The organism is Pseudomonas sp. MF09156 (assembly GCF_059862305.1).
This window is the reverse complement of the sequence record NZ_JCBCUR010000003.1, coordinates 375,934-396,300: the sequence shown is the minus strand read 5'-3', so window position 1 is coordinate 396,300 and position 20,367 is coordinate 375,934. Positions and strand designations below refer to the sequence as shown.

15 protein-coding genes are annotated in these 20,367 nt (G+C 61.1%); 10 read left to right on the top strand and 5 right to left on the bottom strand.

Annotation, left to right across the window (positions count from 1 at the left end; all coding sequences use genetic code 11):
• Nucleotides 1–36 precede the first annotated feature (36 nt).
• Nucleotides 37–522, top strand: coding sequence for a protein-export chaperone SecB (gene secB / locus AC19YY_RS10840; RefSeq protein ID WP_057437139.1), 486 nt, complete (start codon nucleotides 37–39; stop codon nucleotides 520–522).
• 157 nt (nucleotides 523–679) lie between these two features.
• Here secB and AC19YY_RS10835 read toward each other — a convergent pair whose 3' ends face one another.
• Entirely contained in the window at nucleotides 680–1,135 is a 456-nt protein-coding gene (locus AC19YY_RS10835; RefSeq protein WP_057437141.1) for a tRNA (cytidine(34)-2'-O)-methyltransferase, read from the bottom strand.
• Between AC19YY_RS10835 and AC19YY_RS10830 the strand changes: the two genes are divergently transcribed.
• Complete coding sequence (locus AC19YY_RS10830) at nucleotides 1,134–1,574, top strand: hypothetical protein (RefSeq protein ID WP_169955650.1); 441 nt, start codon at nucleotides 1,134–1,136, stop codon at nucleotides 1,572–1,574. The genes AC19YY_RS10835 and AC19YY_RS10830 overlap by 2 nt on opposite strands.
• Nucleotides 1,575–1,983: 409 nt before the next feature.
• Here AC19YY_RS10830 and ntrC read toward each other — a convergent pair whose 3' ends face one another.
• The 3 genes from ntrC to glnA all read right to left on the bottom strand — a co-directional run bounded on the left by ntrC (nucleotide 1,984) and on the right by glnA (nucleotide 6,369).
• On the bottom strand, nucleotides 1,984–3,420 hold the full coding sequence (gene ntrC, locus AC19YY_RS10825; protein ID WP_169955651.1) for a nitrogen regulation protein NR(I): 1,437 nt from the start codon (nucleotides 3,418–3,420) through the stop codon (nucleotides 1,984–1,986).
• Nucleotides 3,417–4,502, bottom strand: a complete 1,086-nt coding sequence (gene glnL / locus AC19YY_RS10820) for a nitrogen regulation protein NR(II) (RefSeq protein WP_003218001.1) — start codon at nucleotides 4,500–4,502, stop codon at nucleotides 3,417–3,419. Before glnL ends, ntrC begins: the two co-directional genes overlap by 4 nt.
• Before the next feature lie 460 nt (nucleotides 4,503–4,962).
• On the bottom strand, nucleotides 4,963–6,369 hold the full coding sequence (glnA, locus tag AC19YY_RS10815; protein ID WP_029295916.1) for a glutamate--ammonia ligase: 1,407 nt from the start codon (nucleotides 6,367–6,369) through the stop codon (nucleotides 4,963–4,965).
• Nucleotides 6,370–6,702: 333 nt separating this feature from the next.
• On the opposite strand from glnA, the gene thiI reads away from it, so the two are divergent.
• Nucleotides 6,703–8,157, top strand: a complete 1,455-nt coding sequence (gene thiI / locus AC19YY_RS10810) for a tRNA uracil 4-sulfurtransferase ThiI (RefSeq protein ID WP_169955652.1) — start codon at nucleotides 6,703–6,705, stop codon at nucleotides 8,155–8,157.
• 139 nt (nucleotides 8,158–8,296) lie between these two features.
• Nucleotides 8,297–10,117, top strand: a complete 1,821-nt coding sequence (gene typA / locus AC19YY_RS10805; protein ID WP_053140412.1) for a translational GTPase TypA — start codon at nucleotides 8,297–8,299, stop codon at nucleotides 10,115–10,117.
• Between the two features lie 199 nt (nucleotides 10,118–10,316).
• Here the strand turns inward: typA and AC19YY_RS10800 are convergent, their stop codons facing one another.
• Nucleotides 10,317–10,751, bottom strand: a complete 435-nt coding sequence (locus tag AC19YY_RS10800; RefSeq protein ID WP_032862271.1) for a YkgJ family cysteine cluster protein — start codon at nucleotides 10,749–10,751, stop codon at nucleotides 10,317–10,319.
• A gap of 240 nt (nucleotides 10,752–10,991) precedes the next feature.
• On the opposite strand from AC19YY_RS10800, the gene AC19YY_RS10795 reads away from it, so the two are divergent.
• The 6 genes from AC19YY_RS10795 to AC19YY_RS10770 all read left to right on the top strand — a co-directional run bounded on the left by AC19YY_RS10795 (nucleotide 10,992) and on the right by AC19YY_RS10770 (nucleotide 20,227).
• Nucleotides 10,992–13,442: a glycogen/starch/alpha-glucan phosphorylase gene (locus AC19YY_RS10795; protein WP_500604159.1), complete on the top strand. Its 2,451-nt coding sequence runs from the start codon at nucleotides 10,992–10,994 to the stop codon at nucleotides 13,440–13,442.
• 156 nt (nucleotides 13,443–13,598) lie between these two features.
• Nucleotides 13,599–16,670 (top strand): DUF2339 domain-containing protein, encoded by a 3,072-nt coding sequence (locus tag AC19YY_RS10790; protein WP_169955654.1) that lies wholly within the window; start codon nucleotides 13,599–13,601, stop codon nucleotides 16,668–16,670.
• Nucleotides 16,670–18,007, top strand: coding sequence for a DUF3999 domain-containing protein (locus AC19YY_RS10785; protein ID WP_500604208.1), 1,338 nt, complete (start codon nucleotides 16,670–16,672; stop codon nucleotides 18,005–18,007). Before AC19YY_RS10790 ends, AC19YY_RS10785 begins: the two co-directional genes overlap by 1 nt.
• A 112-nt stretch (nucleotides 18,008–18,119) precedes the next feature.
• Nucleotides 18,120–19,133 (top strand): class 1 fructose-bisphosphatase, encoded by a 1,014-nt coding sequence (locus AC19YY_RS10780; RefSeq protein ID WP_032862268.1) that lies wholly within the window; start codon nucleotides 18,120–18,122, stop codon nucleotides 19,131–19,133.
• A gap of 239 nt (nucleotides 19,134–19,372) precedes the next feature.
• The gene (locus AC19YY_RS10775; RefSeq protein ID WP_038445326.1) at nucleotides 19,373–19,627 is read left to right on the top strand and encodes a lipoprotein; all 255 of its coding nucleotides are present in this window, start codon (nucleotides 19,373–19,375) and stop codon (nucleotides 19,625–19,627) included.
• 30 nt (nucleotides 19,628–19,657) lie between these two features.
• Entirely contained in the window at nucleotides 19,658–20,227 is a 570-nt protein-coding gene (locus AC19YY_RS10770) for a lipocalin family protein (RefSeq protein WP_032862264.1), read from the top strand.
• Nucleotides 20,228–20,367 lie beyond the last annotated feature (140 nt).

Sequence of the window (20,367 nt, the reverse complement as noted above, 5' to 3'; positions counted from 1 at the left end):
ACCTAAAAGACCCCAAGATCAAGAAGGATCTGCGAGATGACTGACCAACCGAACATCGAAGCGGCAGCAGAAGAGGCTCAAGGCCCACAATTTTCCCTGCAGCGTATCTACGTGCGTGACCTGTCGTTCGAAGCGCCGAAAAGCCCGGCGATCTTCCGCCAGGAGTGGACCCCAAGCGTCGGCCTGGATCTGAACACCCGTCAGAAGCAGCTCGAAGGCGACTTCCACGAAGTGGTACTGACCCTGTCGGTCACCGTGAAGAACGGTGAAGAAGTGGCATTCATCGCTGAAGTGCAACAGGCCGGTATCTTCCTGATCCAGGGCCTGGACGATGCGTCCATGAGCCACACCCTGGGCGCGTTCTGCCCGAACATCCTGTTCCCGTATGCCCGCGAGACCCTGGACAGCCTGGTTACCCGTGGTTCGTTCCCGGCCCTGATGCTGGCCCCGGTGAACTTCGATGCCCTGTATGCGCAAGAGCTGCAGCGCATGCAACAGGAAGGCGCACCGACGGTTCAGTAAGCTGAACCCGACGCCGCTCTAAATGTGGGAGCGGGCGTGTGTGGGAGCTGGCTTGCCAGCGATAGCATCACCTCTGTGTGACTGACACACCGAGGTGCCTGCATCGCGGGCAAGCCCGGCTCCCACACACGCCCGCTCCCACATTTGTTTAGGCGGGTTATTTGAAACCGAGCTGGCGCCAGCCTTCGTAGACGGCGACGGCCACGGTGTTGGACAGGTTCAGGCTGCGGCAGCCCTCGCGCATCGGCAGGCGCAGGCGCTGGCCGTCGGGCAGGGCGTCGAGCACGTCTGCCGGCAGGCCACGGCTTTCGGGGCCGAACAGGAAGGCATCGCCCTCGGCAAAGCTGGCATCGTGAAACGGCCGCGAGCCCTTGGTGGTGAACGCAAACAGGCGCGGCTGCCCCAGGCTCTCCAGGCAACTGGCGAGGTCGGCGTGACGCTGCAGGGTGGCGTACTCGTGATAGTCCAGGCCCGCGCGGCGCAGGCGCTTGTCGTCCATCTCGAAGCCCAGCGGCTCGATCAAATGCAGGTGGCAGCCACTGTTGGCGCACAGCCTGATAACGTTGCCGGTATTCGGCGGAATTTCTGGTTGAAAAAGGATGACGTGAAACATGCACGGCTCCGAAGATAAAGATGCAGCGCATTCTACCCCTGAAGACGACCCCAGGCCGCAGCTATTGCCCCGCGTCCTGGGTTCGCTGGCGATTGTCGGGCTGATGGTGGGCTTGATGATCGGTCGCCTGACCACCTCGGACCCAACCGCCTTGCTGCAGGTAGAGCCTGGCAGCGATGGCCTGGTGGTGTGGTTCAACAGCGAGCCGAAGCTGCACGGCGAGCATATCGACGGCACCGTGGCGCTGCTGTTCGACGCCCAGGGCCAGGCCCAGGCGGGGCAATTGAAGGTCAATGACAAGGATGTGAACTGGCGCGTGCGCAAGACCGATGGCGGCTTGCTGTTGAACCTGGTGGCGGCACGGCCGCTGCGCGGGGAATGGTCGGGCAAGGCGGTCGATGACCGCTGGCGACTGGAGATCCATCTCCTGGAGCAATAAAAGAGGGAGTTCCCGGCCTGCCTGTACCAGGGCTCCCAAAACGGTTTGACGCTCGAATTAAAGAGGGGATTCTCGGCCTGCCTGTACCAAGGTCCCCGAAACTGGGTAGTACCAGGGTTATTGCAGGGGGCGTGCCAGAGTGGCGAGATTGTCTGGGAAATATATTTTATAAAGCGCAAAGCCCCGGATTACGGGGCTTTGGCGTTTTCAGGGTTCAGAGTTTTTTGAAAGCGGCCTGGAGTTCGTGCGCGATAGCGGTTCATGGTGCGTTGAAGCGGTGCATGGTTTTTTGCGATTGCACAAAACAATGTAGGAGCTGGCTTGCCAGCGATAGCATCACCGCGGTCTCACTGAAAAACCGAGGTGCATGCATCGCTGGCAAGCCAGCTCCTACAAAGGAAAGCTGTGTTCAGCCCTCTTCGCCCTCATCATCATCCCCACCATCGACCTTCATCCCCAACTCCTTGATCTTGCGGGTCAAGGTGTTGCGGCCCCAGCCCAGCAGCACGGCGGCATCACGACGCCGGCCGGCGGTGTGCTTGAGGGCGGTTTCGATCATGATCCGCTCAAAGGTCGGCACGGCGCTGTCCAGCAGGCTCGACTGGCCACGGGCCAGGGCCTGGTCGGCCCACTGGCGCAGGGCCTGTTCCCAGTTGGTCACCGGCGCCGAATCCTGCGGCAGGTTCAACAACTCCGGCGGCAGGTCGCTGATATGCACCTCGCGCCCGGACGCCATCACCGTGATCCAGCGGCAGGTGTTCTCCAGCTGGCGCACGTTGCCCGGCCACGGCAGGTTCTTCAGGTACTCCTCGGTTTCCGTCTTCAACAGCTTGGGCTCTACCGCCAGCTCCTGGGCGGCGCGGCTGAGGAAGTGGCGGGCCAGGGTCGGGATATCTTCGCGACGGTCCGACATGCGCGGGATGTGGATGCGGATCACATTCAGGCGATGGAACAAATCCTCGCGAAACTTGCCAGCGTGCACCAGGGTTTCCAGGTTCTGGTGGGTCGCGGCGATGATCCGTACGTCGACCTTGACCGGCGTATGACCGCCGACACGATAGAACTCCCCATCGGCCAACACTCGCAGCAGCCGAGTCTGGGTGTCGGCGGGCATATCGCCGATTTCATCGAGAAACAGCGTGCCGCCGTCCGCCTGTTCAAAGCGCCCGCGACGCAGGTTGGCCGCGCCGGTGAACGCGCCTTTTTCATGGCCGAACAGCTCGGACTCCATCAAGTCCTTGGGGATCGCCGCCATGTTCAACGCGATGAACGGCGAGGCCGCCCGCGGGCTGTGACGGTGCAGGGCATGGGCCACCAGCTCTTTACCGGTCCCGGACTCACCGTTGATCAGCACGGTGATGTTGGAGTGGCTCAGGCGCCCGATGGCGCGAAACACTTCCTGCATCGCCGGTGCTTCACCGATGATTTCTGGGGTGCGGGTCAGGGTCGGTTCCACGGCCTGGCCTTGCTGTTCCTGGGCGTGCTGGTTGGCGCGCTTGACCAGCGCCACCGCCTCATCAACGTCGAACGGCTTGGGCAGGTACTCGAAGGCGCCGCCCTGATACGACGCGACAGCGCTGTCCAGGTCCGAGTGCGCGGTCATGATAATCACCGGCAAGCGCGGGTGCTGCTCGCGGATCCGCGCCAGCAAGTCCAGGCCGCTGGCGCCGGGCATGCGAATATCAGAGATGATCACGTCGGGCTGCTGGCGCGCCAGGCGGCTCATCACCCCGTCGGCGCTGTCGAAGCTTTGGGTGGTCATGCCTTCCTGTTGCAAGGCTTTCTCCAGGACCCAGCGGATGGAACGGTCGTCATCGACGATCCAGACAGTTTCACTACGGCTCATGTCGATGGGGCTCCTTGTTCCAGTGGCAGAAAGATCGAAAAGGTCGTGTGGCCGGGATGGCTTTCACATTCGATCAGGCCCTGGTGCTGGCTGATGATGTTCTGGGTAATGGCCAGGCCCAGCCCGGTACCGTCCGGGCGACCGCTGACCATTGGGAAGAAAATGGTTTCTTGCAGTTCGGCCGGGATGCCCGGGCCGTTGTCGATGATCTCGACCTTGGTCACCAGGCGATGGCGCACATGGCCGATGGTGAACTGGCGCAAGGCGCGGGTACGCAGGCTGATGCGGCCCAGGCGCAGCTCGTTCTGGCTGCTGATGGCCTGCATGGCGTTACGTACGATATTGAGCACCGCCTGGATCATCTGCTCGCGGTCGATCAACACGTCGGGAATGCTTGGGTCGTAGTCGCGCACCAGGGTGATGCAGCCCTGGCTTTCGGCCTCCACCAACTGGCAGACGCGCTCCAGCACTTCATGCACATTGGTCATCGCCAGCGACGGCAGCTTGTTGGAGCCGAGCATGCGGTCCACCAGGTTGCGCAGGCGGTCCGCCTCTTCGATGATGACGTTGGTGTAGTCCTTGAGGTTTTCATCCGGCAACTCGCGGGCCAGCAGCTGCGCGGCGCCGCGAATCCCGCCCAGCGGGTTCTTGATCTCATGGGCCAGGCCACGCACCAGCATCTTGCTGGTTTCCTGTTTGGATAGCTGGGCCTCTTCCTTGGTGATGCGCAGCAGGCGATCACGGGGATGCACCTCCAGCAGCAGCAAGGTGGCGCCGTGGCTCAGGATCGGCGTTACCGCGTAGTCGACGGTCAGGGTCTGGCCGGTGAGGGCCGTGAGCATCGCTTCACGCTTGGTGAACGGGTGGGCCTGCTCCACGGCCTGGCGCAAGGAACTCAAGGCCTCGGCGGACTCGGTGAACAGCTCGCTGATAAATTGCCCATGGCTGCGCTGGCCGCTGATGGCCAGGAGCATCTCCGCCGCGGGGTTCATGTACTCAAGGCGCAGTTCGTCATTGAGCAGGATGGTCGCGGTGGTCAGGTTGTCGAGTAGCAAGCGGTGCAGTGCGTCGCTGATGGTCATTAGGACCTCTTTTGGAGCAAGGCGTGGGCTTGAGGCACACGCTGATACCAGGAAAATGCAAAAACCAAACCAAGGCTCCGAAAAGAAGCGTAAAAGCCCTGAAATGGGGGCTTGAGGCGCGAAACTATGGCGCTCTGCCAGCCTGCTCGGGAGATTTCGACCCAAAATGGGTTGGCTGGTGGGCATGGGTGCAACCTATCGCACCAATATAGTGCGAATCCCCACATTCTGTTCAGCGATCAAATATTTCCTGGAAGCACCCCATCAAACTGTAGGAGCTGGCTTGCCTGCGATAGCGGTGGTTCAGTCAGTCGTGATGCGACAGATACACCGCCATCGCAGGCAAGCCAGCTCCTACAGTTTTGATGGGGGTTGCAAAGGTGGATAGTCATTGTTTCAGGCAAAAAAAAGACCTCCCGAAGGAGGCCTTTTTGTCACGCCACTAAGCGGCGCTACCGGATCAGCAGCTGTAGTACAGCTCGTATTCCAGTGGGTGTACGAAGGTGCGGACCTTGATTTCTTCTTCGCTTTTCAGGGCGATGTAGGCATCGATAAAGTCGTCGCTGAACACGCCGCCTTTGGTCAGGAACGCACGGCCCTTGTCCAGCTCTTCCAGGGCTTCTTTCAGGCTGCCGCACACTTGTGGGATCTCTTTGGCCTCTTCAGGCGGCAGGTCGTACAAGTTCTTGTCGGCGGCGTCGCCTGGGTGGATCTTGTTCTGGATGCCGTCCAGGCCAGCCATCAGCAGGGCAGCGAAGCCCAGGTACGGGTTGGCTGCTGGATCCGGGAAGCGTGCTTCGATACGGCGAGCGCGAGGGCTGGACACGTAAGGAATACGGATCGAAGCGGAACGGTTGCGCGCCGAGTAGGCCAGCATCACTGGCGCTTCGAAACCTGGGACCAGACGCTTGTAGGAGTTGGTCGACGGGTTGGTGAAGCCGTTCAGGGCCTTACCGTGCTTGATGATACCGCCGATGAAGTACAGGGCAGTGTCGGACAGGCCGGCATAACCTTCGCCAGCGAAGGTGTTCTTGCCATCTTTGGCGATGGACAGGTGAACGTGCATACCCGAACCGTTATCGCCGTACAGAGGCTTAGGCATGAAGGTAGCGGTACGGCCGTAGGCCACAGCCACGTTGTGTACGCAGTACTTGAGGGTCTGTACTTCGTCAGCCTTGGCCACCAGGGTGTTGAACTTCACACCGATTTCGTTCTGGCCGGCAGTCGCCACTTCGTGGTGGTGAACTTCGATGACCAGGCCCATGTCTTCCATGGCGTTGCACATGGAGGTACGGATTTCGTGGTCGTGGTCGAACGGTGGAACCGGGAAGTAGCCGCCTTTGACGCCTGGACGGTGGCCATGGTTGCCGCCTTCCACGTCCTGGTCGGACATCCACGAACCTTGGTCGGAGAAGATTTTGAACATGGAACCGGAGATGTCGGACTTGAACTTCACTTGGTCAAAGATGAAGAACTCAGGCTCCGGGCCCACGAATACGGTGTCACCGATACCGGTGGACTTGAGGTATTCCTCGGCACGCTTGGCGATCGCACGTGGGTCGCGGTCGTAGCCCTGCATGGTCGAAGGCTCGATCACGTCGCAGACGATGATCAGCGTCGGCTCTTCGGTGAACGGGTCGAGTACGGCGGTGGAGTCGTCCGGCATCAGGATCATGTCGGAGGCTTCGATGCCTTTCCAGCCAGCGATGGAGGAGCCGTCGAACATTTTGCCTTCTTCGAAGAAGGCGTCATCCAGCGCGTCGCGAGCCGGCATGGTCACGTGGTGCTGAGTGCCTTTGGTGTCCGTGAAGCGCAGATCAATCCATTTAACGTCATGATCTTTGATGAGTTGAACCGACTTCGACATAGTGTCCTCCGGGTGGCTTCGGGCTTGGGTAGTGGAGTAGCCCTTAGAATGTGGGTGATGCCGGCGCGGATAGTCCGCCATGGCAACCTGCCTCACAAGAGAGCAAATTGCATGCCAGTGCCCCGACATGGGTTTTTTGGCTCAAAATGGCCCCTATAAAGGTGCAAATCGTCAAAACGGCAAAAATCGCGCACTGCAATGTAGCGCAAACAGTCTTAAATGCACCTCTTTGGTGCGCTGCATGCCGTTTGTATATTAACTGGTTAAACCTTGAGCGATTTCCGCTATAATCCGCGCCCCCCTTTTTCGGCTGGCCCTGCGCGCGCTGTTTCCATGAAATTAATCGTTAAAGTCTTCCCCGAGATCACCATCAAGAGCCGACCGGTACGGATGCGTTTCATCCGTCAATTGGCCAAGAACATCCGCGCTGTGCTCCGTGACCTGGACCCGGCCGTGGTGGTGAACGGTGTGTGGGACAATCTCGAGCTGGAAACCCGCGTCAGCGACCCTAAAGCCTTGAAAGATATGACCGAGCGCCTGAGCTGCATGCCGGGCATCGCGCATTTCCTGCAGGTTGACGAGTACCCGCTGGGCGACTTCGACGACATCACTGAAAAATGCAAACTGCACTTTGGCAACAGCCTTGCGGGCAAGATTTTTTCGGTGCGTTGCAAGCGCGCGGGCAAGCACCCGTTCAGCTCCATGGACGTCGAGAAATACGTCGGCAGCAAGCTGCGTCGTGAGTGCGGCGCGGCTGGAATCTCGCTGAAAGAGCCGCAAATCGAAGTGCGCATCGAAATTCGCGACCAACGGTTGTTTGTGATCCACAGCCAGCACAACAGCATCGGCGGCTACCCGCTGGGCGCGCTGGAGCAGACTCTGGTGCTGATGTCCGGCGGTTTCGACTCCACCGTGGCGGCCTACCAGATCATGCGCCGCGGCCTGATGAGCCACTTCTGCTTCTTTAACCTGGGCGGGCGTGCACACGAATTGGGCGTGATGGAAGTCGCGCACTATATCTGGAAGAAGTACGGCAGCTCCCAGCGCGTGCTGTTTGTCAGCGTGCCGTTCGAGGAAGTCCTGGGAGAAATTCTCGGAAAAGTCGATAACGGTCATATGGGCGTCGTATTGAAGCGTATGATGTTGCGCGCAGCGTCGAAAATCGCCGACCGCCTGCAAATCGAAGCGCTGGTCACCGGCGAGGCGATTTCCCAGGTCTCCAGCCAGACCCTGCCGAACCTGTCTGTGATCGACTGCGTGACCGACAAGTTGGTATTGCGCCCGCTGATCGCCAGCCACAAGCAAGACATCATCGACCTGGCCAACGAAATCGGCACCGCTGATTTCGCCAAGCACATGCCAGAGTACTGCGGGGTCATTTCGGTGAACCCCAAGACCCATGCCAAGCGCTACCGCGTGGAGCATGAAGAGAAAGAATTCGACATGGCGATTCTGGAGCGAGCGCTCGAGAACGCCAAACTGGTGCCGATCGATCGGGTAATCGACGAACTGGGCCAGGATGTGCAGATCGAAGAAGTCAGCGAAGCACTGGCCGGCCAGATTGTCATCGACATCCGTCATCCGGATGCCGCTTGCGACGAGCCGCTGGAAGTCGCTGGCATCGACGTGCAAACGCTGCCGTTCTATGCACTGAACGCGCGTTTCAAGGAACTGGATAACAGCCGTCAGTACCTGCTGTATTGCGACAAAGGCGTGATGAGTCGCCTGCATGCCCACCATTTGCTCAGTGAGGGGCATGCCAATGTGCGCGTTTATCGACCGAGCTAAGAGCCCGGGGCTGTTTGCCTGTGGCCTGCGTCACCGGCCCCCCGACTCTGCCGTCAAGCTGTAACGGCAAGGCCTGACTCTACTGTTAATCGCTGCCACGACCTGTCAGCACACCGAATCCTCTGATCGAGATACACAAGTGATCGAAAATCTACGTAACATCGCCATCATTGCCCACGTTGACCATGGTAAAACCACCCTGGTAGACAAACTCCTGCGTCAATCCGGCACCCTGGAGCGCAACGAGCTCAACGACGAGCGCGTGATGGACTCCAACGACCAGGAAAAAGAGCGCGGTATTACCATCCTGGCGAAAAACACCGCCATCAACTGGAACGGCTACCACATCAACATCGTGGACACCCCGGGCCACGCCGACTTCGGCGGCGAAGTAGAACGCGTAATGTCGATGGTTGACTCCGTTCTGCTGCTGGTTGACGCTCAAGACGGCCCTATGCCGCAAACCCGTTTCGTGACCAAGAAGGCTTTCGAAGCCGGCCTGCGTCCGATCGTGTGCATCAACAAGGTTGACCGTCCAGGCGCGCGTCCGGACTGGGTTCTGGACCAGATCTTCGACCTGTTCGACAACCTGGGTGCTACCGAAGAGCAACTTGATTTCCAAGTGATCTACGCCTCTGCCCTGAACGGTATTGCCGGTCTGGAACACACCGCCATGGCGGAAGACATGACCCCGCTGTACCAGGCGATCGTTGACCACGTTCCACCGCCGAAGGTTGACCGTGAAGGCCCGTTCCAGATGCAAATCTCGGCACTGGACTACAACAGCTTCCTGGGTGTTATCGGTGTTGGCCGTATCGCTCGCGGTAGCGTCAAGCCGAACACCCCGGTTGTGGCTATCGGCGCCGACGGCAAGAAGCGCAACGGTCGTATCCTCAAGCTGATGGGTCACCACGGCCTGCACCGCATCGACGTTGAAGAAGCTTTCGCCGGCGACATCGTGTGCGTGAGCGGTATGGACTCGCTGTTCATCTCCGACACCCTGTGCCAGCCGGACACTGTCGAGGCGATGAAGCCTCTGACCGTCGACGAGCCAACCGTTTCCATGACCTTCCAGGTAAACGACTCGCCTTTCTGCGGTAAAGAAGGCAAGTTCGTGACTTCCCGTAACATCAAGGAACGTCTGGACAAAGAGCTGCTGTACAACGTTGCACTGCGCGTTGAAGAAGGCGACTCGGCTGACAAGTTCAAGGTTTCCGGCCGTGGTGAGCTGCACCTCTCGGTACTGATCGAAACCATGCGTCGCGAAGGCTTCGAAATGGGCGTTGGTCGTCCGGAAGTGATCATCCGTACCGTTGACGGCGTGAAGCAGGAACCGTTCGAAAACGTCACCATCGACACCCCTGAAGAATCCCAGGGCAAGGTCATGGAAGAGATGGGCCTGCGTAAGGGCGACCTGACCAACATGGTGCCGGATGGCAAAGGCCGTGTGCGTCTGGAATACAACATCCCTGCTCGTGGTCTGATCGGTTTCCGTAACCAGTTCCTGACCCTGACCAACGGTGCTGGCATCCTGACCTCGATCTTCGATCGCTACGACACCATGAAGTCCGGCGACATGTCCGGCCGTCAGAACGGTGTTCTGGTATCGGTAGAAACCGGCAAGGCGCTGACCTACTCCCTGGAAACTCTCCAGGCGCGTGGCAAGCTGTTCGTTGAACACGGTCAAGAGATCTACAACGGTCAGATCGTTGGCTTGAACAGCCGTGACAACGACATGGGCGTCAACCCAACCAAAGGCAAGAAGCTCGACAACATGCGTGCTTCGGGTAAAGACGAAACCATCGCCCTGGTTCCACCTGTTCGCTTCACCCTGGAACAGGCCCTGGAATTCATCCAGGACGACGAGCTGTGCGAAGTGACGCCTAAGTCCATCCGTCTTCGTAAGAAGATCCTGGACGAAGGCGAGCGTACCCGCGCTGCCAAAAAGGCTAAGAACTGATACTTAGTTCCAGCTGAATAAAAACGCCCCCGGCCTGTTGGCCGGGGGCGTTTTTTTATGCCTGCAGATTGTGTGGTGTCTGGCCTGGCCTCATCGCGGGCAAGCCCGGCTCCCACATTGACCGAGTTTATTGAGGATGAACGCGATCAACTGTGGGAGCTGGCTTGCCTGCGATGGCGATCTGTCAGGCAACCAACATTTAGAACTTGTCGAGCGTGCGCAACTTGGTCTCGCGCACCACTTCCTTGGGCTTGTACGCGCAATACCCTGGGCGCGGCCCGATTTTCGGGTGATTGCGGCAGGTATCCGGGCGTTTGTCATAAATAGTGCAGAAGCGCGTCTTACGATCCAGGTACAGGCAATCGTTGTTGCTCATGCGCTGCAGGGTAAAGATCTCGGACTTGGAGTTGAAGCGCTCGACGATGCCTTCCTTCTGCAAGCGCTTGGCGATGTTCTTTGGCGGGTCGCCACGCTCGAATTCATCGACGATGCCAATACGGATCAAATCCTTGATCTTCACCTCAACCGGCAGGGTGCAGCAGTTGGACGTGCAGCCGCCGCACATGTGGCTGGAGTATTTCTGCCACGTTTCGAGACGGTCGAGTTCCGCGGCGGCGATCAGTTGAGGCTTCATCAGGTTTCCAAGAGGGGCTTTGTCCGGGCGCGCGATCATACCGGGATTGGTGATTTTTTGAACAATATTTTGCGGGTTTCGGCTCAAAGGCTGCTTGGTGGCGTAAACGGGCACGGCCCCTGCATCTAAAACCTGCATGCGTGAATGAGTGAAAAAACTGCCGAACCGTCAGCCATGCCATGGGTCAGACCGTCTAGGCTCTAGGATTTCCCTTCTTCTATCTCGCCCGAGGTCGCACCGATGTCTCAGGAACCGCTTGTACGAGAAGCAGAGGTAGCCGCGTTTCGCGATGCTGTCTTGACCAAACTCACTTATGCGGTGGGCAAGGATCCCGATCACGCCTTCGACCATGACTGGTTCGAAGCCATTGCCCTGGCGGCGCGCGACCACATGGTCGACCACTGGATGGATCACACCCGGCACATCTACCGGCGTGGGCAGAAGCGGGTGTATTACCTGTCCCTGGAGTTCTTGATCGGCCGTTTGCTGTTTGACAGCCTGAGCAACCTCGGCCTGCTGGAGGTGGCGCGCGAAGCCCTCGGCGAGTTGGGTGTGGACCTGGAGCGCATCCGCCTGCTGGAGCCCGATGCGGCCCTGGGCAACGGTGGCCTGGGCCGCCTGGCCGCGTGCTTTATGGAAAGCATGTCGACCCTGGGCATTGCTGGCCATGGCTATGGCATTCGTTATGAACACGGGCTGTTTCGCCAAGCGATTGTCGATGGCTGGCAGCAGGAGCAGACCGAGCGCTGGCTGGATTTCGGCAACCCCTGGGAGTTCGAGCGCGCCGAAGTGATCTACCCGATCGGCTTCGGCGGCAGCGTCGAGACCGTGCTGGATGCGTCCGGCAAGTCGATACAGGTCTGGTCGCCCAATGAAACCGTGCGCGCGGTGGCCTACGACACCCCGGTAGTCGGCTGGCGCGGTGCCAGTGTGAACACCTTGCGCCTGTGGCGTGCGCGAGCCGTCGAAGACCTGCACCTGGAGCGCTTCAACGCCGGTGACCATTTGGGCGCCGTTGCCGAAGTGGCCCGTGCCGAAAGCATCTCCAGGGTGCTTTACCCGGCCGACAGCACCGAAGCAGGGCAGGAATTGCGCCTGCGCCAGGAATACTTCTTCGTCTCGGCTTCCCTGCAAGACCTGCTGCGGCGCCACAAAAACATGCACGGCTCGGTGCTGAGCCTGGGCGAACACGCGGCCATCCAGCTCAACGACACCCACCCGTCCATCGCCGTGGCCGAGTTGATGCGCCAATTGGTCGACCTGCACGACATCGCCTGGGATGCGGCCTGGCAGGTTACGGTGGAGACGCTTTCCTACACCAACCACACGCTGCTTCCCGAGGCTCTGGAAACCTGGCCCGTAGGCCTGATGGAACGCATGCTGCCCCGGCATATGCAGATCATCTACCTGATCAACGCCCAGCACATCGATTCGCTGCGGGCCAAGGGCATCCACGATTTCGACGTGCTGCGCGCAGTGTCGCTGATCGAAGAAGACAACGGTCGCCGCGTGCGCATGGGCAACCTGGCGTTCCTTGGCTCCCACAGCGTCAACGGCGTGTCCGGGCTGCACACCCAGTTGATGCGCAGCACGGTGTTTTCCGAACTGCACAAGCTTTACCCCGAGCGTATCAACAACAAGACCAACGGCATCACCTTCCGCCGCTGGCTATTCCAGGCCAACCCCAAGCTCACCGCGATGCTGGTAGAAGCCCTGGGCCCGGACATTCTCGACAACATGGAACAGCGCCTGGTGGAGCTGGAAACCTTTGCCGAGAAGCAGGCGTTCCGCAAGGCCTTCGCCGAGCAGCGCCTGCACAGCAAACGCGTACTGGCCGATATCATCCATGAGCGCCTGGGGATCTCGGTCAACCCGGCGGCGATGTTCGATGTGCAGGTCAAGCGCATCCACGAGTACAAGCGCCAGTTGCTGAACCTGCTGCACACCGTCGCCCTGTACCAGGCGATTCGTGCCGAGCCGGAGGTGGATTGGGTGCCGCGGGTGAAAATCTTCGCCGGCAAGGCAGCGGCCAGTTATCACCAGGCCAAGCTGATCATCAAGCTGACCAACGACATCGCGCGTACGGTCAATAACGACCCGACCGTGCGCGGCCTGCTCAAGGTGGTGTTCCTGCCCAACTACAACGTCAGCCTGGCGGAAAACATCATTCCGGCGGCGGACCTGTCAGAGCAGATCTCCACCGCCGGGTTCGAGGCCTCGGGCACCAGCAACATGAAGTTCGGCCTCAATGGCGCGCTGACCATCGGCACCATGGATGGCGCCAATGTCGAGATGCACGAGCGCATCGGCGGCGAGCACATGTTTATCTTCGGCCTCAGCGCCGAGCAGGTCGAAGCGCGCAAACAGGCGGGTGAATTCAATGCCGGCCCGGATATCGCGGCCTCCCATCGCTTGAACGACGTGCTGCAGGCGATTCGTGGCGGGGTGTTCTCGCCGGACGATCCGGGGCGCTATGTGGGGTTGATCGACTCGTTGATCGCCTACGATCGCTTCCTGGTGTGTGCCGATTTTGACGCCTATTGGGACGCCCAGGCGCGGGTCGAAGCCCATTGGCATGACTCCAAGGAATGGTGGCGTTCAGCGGTGCTCAACACCGCGCGTACCGGGTGGTTCTCGTCGGACCGTACCATCCGCGAGTATGCGACCGAAATCTGGAAAGCCCTGGACTAAACGCCGCAGGGGAAAAATGTGGGAGCGGGCTTGCTCGCGATAGCGCTGCGTCAGTTAGCAAATAGGTGACTGATGCACCGCTATCGCGAGCAAGCCCGCTCCCACATTGGTTATGCGTCTATATACTGGGCCTCGGTTTGCTTAGGGATTTGGACCATGCAATGGATGTTCATGCTCATTGGCCTGGTGCTCGGCTGGGCGCTGGATGAATCGTTTAGTGATGCAGGCTTCGGTGCACTACTGGGTTTGGGGGTTGGCCAGGCCATTCGCCTGTCGAACCTGGGCAGTGCCGTAAAGGCGCTGGAACAACGCCTCGCGCTGCTGGAAAAGCCGCCTCAGGTTGAACCGTCCAGGGCCGAACCCGCGCCCGCCCCAGAGCTGGTCTGGGAGCTGCCCGCCGAACTGCAATCCACCCCTGCTCCCGAACCGAGCCAACCGCTGCCGGACGACCTGTGGAAACCGGCCGCCGTTGCCCGCGAAGCTGAACCCGAAATCCCCCGTAGCCCCAACCTGATCGAACGTGCCATCGGCGCCGCGCGCAACTGGCTGCTGGGCGGCAATACCGTGCTGCGGGTCGGCGTGGTGTTGCTGTTCTTGGGCCTGGCATTTTTGCTGCGTTATGCCACCGAAGGCATGGTGGTGCCGATCGAGATGCGCTACGCCGGTGTCGCGGCCTGCGCCCTGGGCTTGCTGGGCCTGGGTTGGTGGCTGCGCCTGCGCCGGGGCAATTACGCGCTGATCCTGCAAGGCACGGGCATTGCCGTGTTGTACCTGACGGTGTTCGCCGCCATGCGCCTGCACCCGCTGCTCGATCCGGGTGCGGCGCTGGGCCTGCTGGTGGCGGTGACGGTGTTTTCGGCGATCCTGGCGATTACCCAGGACGCCATCGGCCTGGCCTGCGCCGCAGCCCTCGGCGGGTTTGCCGCGCCGATCCTGGCGTCCACTGGCGAAGGCAGCCATGTGGCGCTGTTCAGTTACTTCGCCCTGCTCAACGCCGGGATCCTCGCCATCGCCTGGTTCAAGGCCTGGCGCCTGCTCAATGTGATTGGCTTTGCCGGCACCTTCGGCATTGGCTTCGCCTGGGGGATTCGTTCCTACACCCCGGAACTGCTGTGGAGTACCGAGCCGTTCCTGATCCTGTTCTTCCTGATGTACCTGGCCATCGGCCTGCTGTTTGCGCGGCGCAAACTCCTGGAACCCCCCGACGCCCCGGCCGATGACAGCCGTGGCGCGCTGCTGCGCTGGTCGGCGGCCAAGGGTGATTATGTGGATGGCGGCCTGTTGTTCGGCCCGCCGCTGGTGGCGTTTGGTTTGCAGTTCACCTTGGTGCAACACCTGGCCTTCGCTCCGGCATTCAGCGCACTGGCGTTGGGGATCATCTATATGGTCCTGGCGCGTGTGCTCAGCGGTGGGCGCACCGTGTTGCTGGCAGAAACCTGCCTGGCCCTGGGCGTGATCTTCGCCAGCCTGGCGATCCCCCTGGGCCTGGACGCGCGCTGGACCGCCGCAGCCTGGGCGGTGGAAGGCGCTGGCATCCTCTGGCTTGGCCTGCGTCAGCAGCGAGCGTTGGCGCGCGGGTTCGGCCTGCTGTTGCAACTGGGCTCGGCGCTGGCCTTTCTCAGTGAGCTGGACGTGGGCGAACACACGCTGCTGGACGGCGCGGCGCTGGGCGCCTTGTTGCTCGGCGTGGCGTTGCTGTTCAGCTTCCAGCAACTGCGCACGGCCGCGCTGGAGCAGACCTCGAAGTGGGAGCGCCAGGGCTTGCCGGTCCTGGCCGGCCTTGGCCTGGGCTTTGTGTATCTATTGGCACCGTTGCTGTTGGCCGAGCAGGGCACCGCGATCAGTTGGGCGCTGGCCGGGCTGGTGACGGTGTTCGTCGGCTGGCAGATCGCTTCGCGCACCTTCCTGTTCTGCGCGCTTGGCGTGCAAGTGCTGGCGGGGGCGTTGCTCATGCTCACGTCATGGGGCGGCGAAGAACTGCCGGCGTTTCGGCATATCGGTTTCTGGGCGCCGATGCTGGTGGGGTTGGCCGCATTTGTCGGCGCCTGGCGCTTGCAGGGCAGTGATCGACGGCTCAAGTTGCCCCATCTTTCCAACGGCCTGCTGGCCTGGGGCGCGGCGTGGTGGGTATTGGCGCTGAACCATGAAGTGCTGCGCTTCACCCCGCCAGAGTTGCAAGCCGCGTTCCTGTTGGCGGCGGCTTCGGCCAGCGCGGCGTTGTGGATGTTGCTGGCGTTGCGCCTGCGCTGGGCCGCGCTGGGTACCCTCTGCCTGTTGCTGATGCCAGCGGCGGCGCTGGTGGTGCTGGTGTCGTTGCATCGCTATTACCACCCGGCGGCCGAATTGGGCTGGTTGGCCTGGCTGGCGGTGTTCGCCGTGCATTTCATCGCGCTGCGTTATTTGGCCGACCTGGCGGCGGCAAAGGCCCTGAGCGTCGCCCATGTGCTGGGCTGCTGGATGCTGATCGGCATGCTCGCCCTGGAGCTGCGCTATGGACTGTTGGTGCTTTCGGTGCACTACAACGCCTGGCGCTGGCTGGGCTGGGCGATTTTCCCCAGCCTGTACCTGATAGCCGTCGCTACGCCGCGCCAGTGGCCATGGCCGATATCTGCTTATGCGCGTGAATACCGCCTGCTGGCCGCGCTGCCGCTGGCCGCGCTGATGCTGGTGTGGTTCTGGCTGGCCAATATTTTCAGCGACGGCACGGCCAGGCCATTGCCGTATGTGCCGTTGCTCAACCCCTTGGACCTGGGCCTGCTGTTTGCGCTGCTGGGCGTGTACCTGTGGGCGCGCAGCGCGGCGCCGCAACTGGGCAGCCGCACCCCGTGGATTGCCCAGGGCGTTGCCGGGGTCTCGCTGTTCGCCTTTTTCACCGCATTGGTGATGCGCGCGGCGCACCATTGGGGCGGCGTGCCGTTTCATCTGGATGCGTTGCTCGACTCAATGTTGGTCCAGGCCGGCCTGTCGATTGTCTGGACCCTGATTGCCTTGGGCCTGATGATCGGCGGGCACCTGCGCAATCGCCGGGAAGTGTGGCTGGTCGGCGCGGTGCTGATCGGCGTAGTGGTCGCCAAGTTGTTCCTCGTCGAGCTGAGCAACCGTGGCGGGCTGGAGCGGATCGTGTCGTTTATCGGCGTGGGCGGGCTGTTGCTGGTGGTGGGCTATTTTGCTCCGCTGCCGCCCAAACGCAGTGAACCCGAGGTTCAAACCCAAGGAGCGTCCTCTTGATCGGCAAACTGAGTATTGCACTGGTGGGCCTGTGCGCCGTGTTATCGGCGTCGGCCGCAGAAGGCCTCGCCGACTTCACCACCCAAGTGCCGCTGACCGTCAGCGGCGACGGCCCCTGGTATCGCCTGGAGTTGCCGCTGGCGGTGCAATTGAGCGCCAGCCAGGCGGATCTCGGTGACCTGCGGGTGTTCAACGCGGCGGGCGAACCCCAGGCATATGCATTAGTGCGGCAGTCGGCCGCAAGCGCAAACAACCGGGCCCGGCTGAAGGGCTTCCCGCTGTATGCCACCGATAATGCCAGCGACAGTGTGCCCAGCGTGCGCGTGCAATCCAGCGCCACGGGCACCCTGGTGCAGGTGCAGCCGTCCAGCGAGGTGCCGACCGGTGCGCAGGTGCGCCGTGGCTGGTTGCTTGATGCCAGTGCAGTCAAGGCGCCGTTGCAAAAGCTGATCCTCGATTGGCCCGCCGAGCACGAGGGTTTCCAGCGTTTCAGCATCGAAGCCAGTGACGATTTGCAGCAGTGGCGCTCCTGGGGCGACGGGCAGGTGGCGCGCCTGGCATTTGCCGAGGATCGGGTGGAGCAGCGTGAAGTCGCCTTGCCAGGGCAGTCGGCGCGCTACCTGCGCCTGCTATGGCAAGGTCAGGCCGCGCCCGAGTTGACCTCCATTGAAGTGCAAAGCACCAGCAGCCTGCCGCTGTCGCTGGTGTGGTCCGAGCCTTTGGCCGGCAGCACCCTTGAGCCTGGGCAGTACAGCTGGCAGCTGCCTGGGGTGTTGAATATCGAGCGGGTGCGCGTTGAGTTGCGCCAGCCCAACAGCCTGGCGCCGGTGGGGCTGCAAGGGCGTCAGGACAGCAAGCAGGGATGGCAGCCGTTGAGCCGTGGTTTGCTCTATCGCTTGGCGCAAGGCGGGCAAGAAGTCACCCAGGATCAACTGCAACTGCCGGGCTATCCGGTGCGGCAGCTCAAGCTGGAGGTGGACGAACGGGGCGGTGGCCTGGGGGCGCAGGCGCCGGCGTTGAGCTTTGCCGTGCGGGCCACGCAAGTGGTGTTCCTGGCGCGGGGCGAACCACCGTTTACCCTGGCGCTGGGCAACCCGTCGGCCAAGGCCGCGAACCTGGCACTGACCACCTTGATTCCCGGCTACACCCCGCAGCGCCTCGCGACTTTGGGCCAGGCCCGGGTCGATGGCGCGTGGCGCGCCAGTACACCGCCTGCGCCAAATGCCGCAGGTATCCACTGGAAGACAATCGGCCTGTGGGCCGTGCTGTTACTGGGCGTGGCGGCACTTGGGGCGATGGCCTACAGTCTGCTGCGCAAGCCGCCGGCCAGGCCCTGAGCCGGGGCCTACATGAACTCTGTCAGTCTTATCTCGTCTGATAGGAGGAAATGCGCCCCGACTCGCGCTAAACTGCGCGGGTTTTTAGCCCCCCCATTCTCCGGAGCCGTCCATGTCCCGCGTTACCCTGAGTCGCTATTTGATTGAGCAGACCCGCAGCAACAACACCCCTGCCGATCTGCGCTTCCTGATCGAAGTGGTGGCGCGTGCTTGCAAGGAAATCAGCCACGCCGTGTCCAAGGGCGCGCTGGGCGGCGTCCTGGGCAGCATGGGCACTGAAAACGTGCAAGGCGAAGTGCAGAAGAAACTCGACGTGATTTCCAACGAAATCCTGCTCGAAGCCAACGAATGGGGCGGTCACCTGGCCGGCATGGCGTCCGAAGAAATGGACAATGCCTACCAGATCCCGGGCAAATACCCTAAAGGCGCGTACCTGCTGGTATTCGACCCACTGGACGGCTCGTCGAACATCGACATCAACGCGCCAGTCGGCACCATCTTCTCGGTGCTGCGTTGCCCTAACGAATACCTGAGCCAGAACGAAGCGCTGAACGAAAAGGCCTTCCTGCAGCCAGGCACCGAACAGGTTGCCGCTGGCTACGCGATCTACGGCCCGCAGACCATGCTGGTGCTGACCCTGGGTGATGGCGTCAAGGGCTTCACCCTGGACCGCGAAATGGGCAGCTTCGTGCTGACCCACGAAGACATCTCCATTCCTGCCTCGACCCAGGAATTCGCGATCAACATGTCCAACCAGCGCCACTGGGAAGAACCGGTCAAGCGCTACGTCAACGAGCTGATGGAAGGCGAAGAAGGCCCGCTGAAGAAAAACTTCAACATGCGCTGGGTGGCCGCGATGGTTGCCGACGTACACCGCATCCTGACCCGTGGTGGCCTGTTCATGTACCCACGCGACAGCCGCGAGCCGTCCAAGCCGGGCAAACTGCGCCTGATGTACGAAGCCAACCCGATGTCGTTCCTGGTTGAGCAGGCGGGCGGTGCCTCGACTGACGGCCACCAGCGCATCCTCGACATCCAGCCTGAAGGCCTGCACCAGCGTGTGGCGGTGTTCCTGGGGTCCAAGGAAGAAGTGGCGCGTGTGACCGGTTACCACAAGAAGGCTTAACGCCTTCTGTAGGAGCGAGCTTGCTCGCGAAAGTATTCCAGGCGCATTGCTGCGTTGGCTGTACCTTTTTCGCGAGCAAGCTCGCTCCTACAGTGAACCTTGCACGTCAGATCAAGCCCCGAAACGTTTCAGCGATTCGGGGCTTTTTTTGTTTTTGCCTTGCGGGAACCAGACCCCCCTTTTCCCTTCTAAGCTTCTGGCAGACCCCCACTGCTGCGTGTCCCTCCAGGAGCTCTACCATGTCGTTACGCCGTCTCGCCCTCTTGTGCTTTTGCGTGCTGTTGGCCGCTTGCAGCAAGGTCACCCAGGAAAATTACCAGAAGCTCTCGGCTGGCATGGCCAAGGCTGAAGTGGAGTCGTTGCTGGGCAAGCCCACCGATTGTTCTGGCGCACTGGGCATGTCCAGTTGCACCTGGGGCGATAAAAACAGCTTTATCAGCGTGCAGTACGCCGGTGACAAAGTTCTGATGTTTTCCGGGCAAGGCCTGAAGTAAACCGGGGCGCAAGCCTGCGGGAGAAGAAGAATGATGCGTTTCGTTTTATACCTTTGCGCCAGCCTGTTTTTGGCAGGCTGCGCCAGCCATTCTGGCGATGATCTGCAGCCCAAGACTGTCGGCAGCGTCAACCTCAAGCGTTACCAGGGCACCTGGTACGAACTGGCCCGCTTGCCCATGTATTTCCAGCGCAACTGCGCGCAATCCGAGGCCCGCTACTCCCTGTTGCCCGATGGCGACATGTCAGTGTTCAACCGTTGCCTGACCACCGAGTGGAAGTGGGAAGAAGCCAAGGGCACGGCCACGCCGCAGGTACCGGGCAAGACCGACAAGCTGTGGGTCGAATTCAATAACTGGTTCACCGCGTTGCTACCGGGCGTGGCCAAGGGCGATTACTGGGTGTTGTATGTCAGCGATGACTACAAGACCGCCATCGTCGGCAGCCCGAGCCGGCGCTATATGTGGCTGCTGTCACGCACGCCGACCGTCAGCGCCGACACCCGTGAAGACCTGCTGAGCCGGGCGCGCCAGCAGGGTTACGACACCACACGGTTGATCTGGCGTACGTCGGACAAACAGATGGCCAAGACCTCGCAGTAACCCGAAACAAGGTCGAGTAAAGAAGGGCGGGCATGCCATAAAGCCCGCTCTTTTTTTTGCTGGTTTTTTGCAAAACCAGAAGGGCATCACATTACCCAATGTGGGAGCTGGCTTGCCTGCGATGGCGGCGGGCCAGTCGA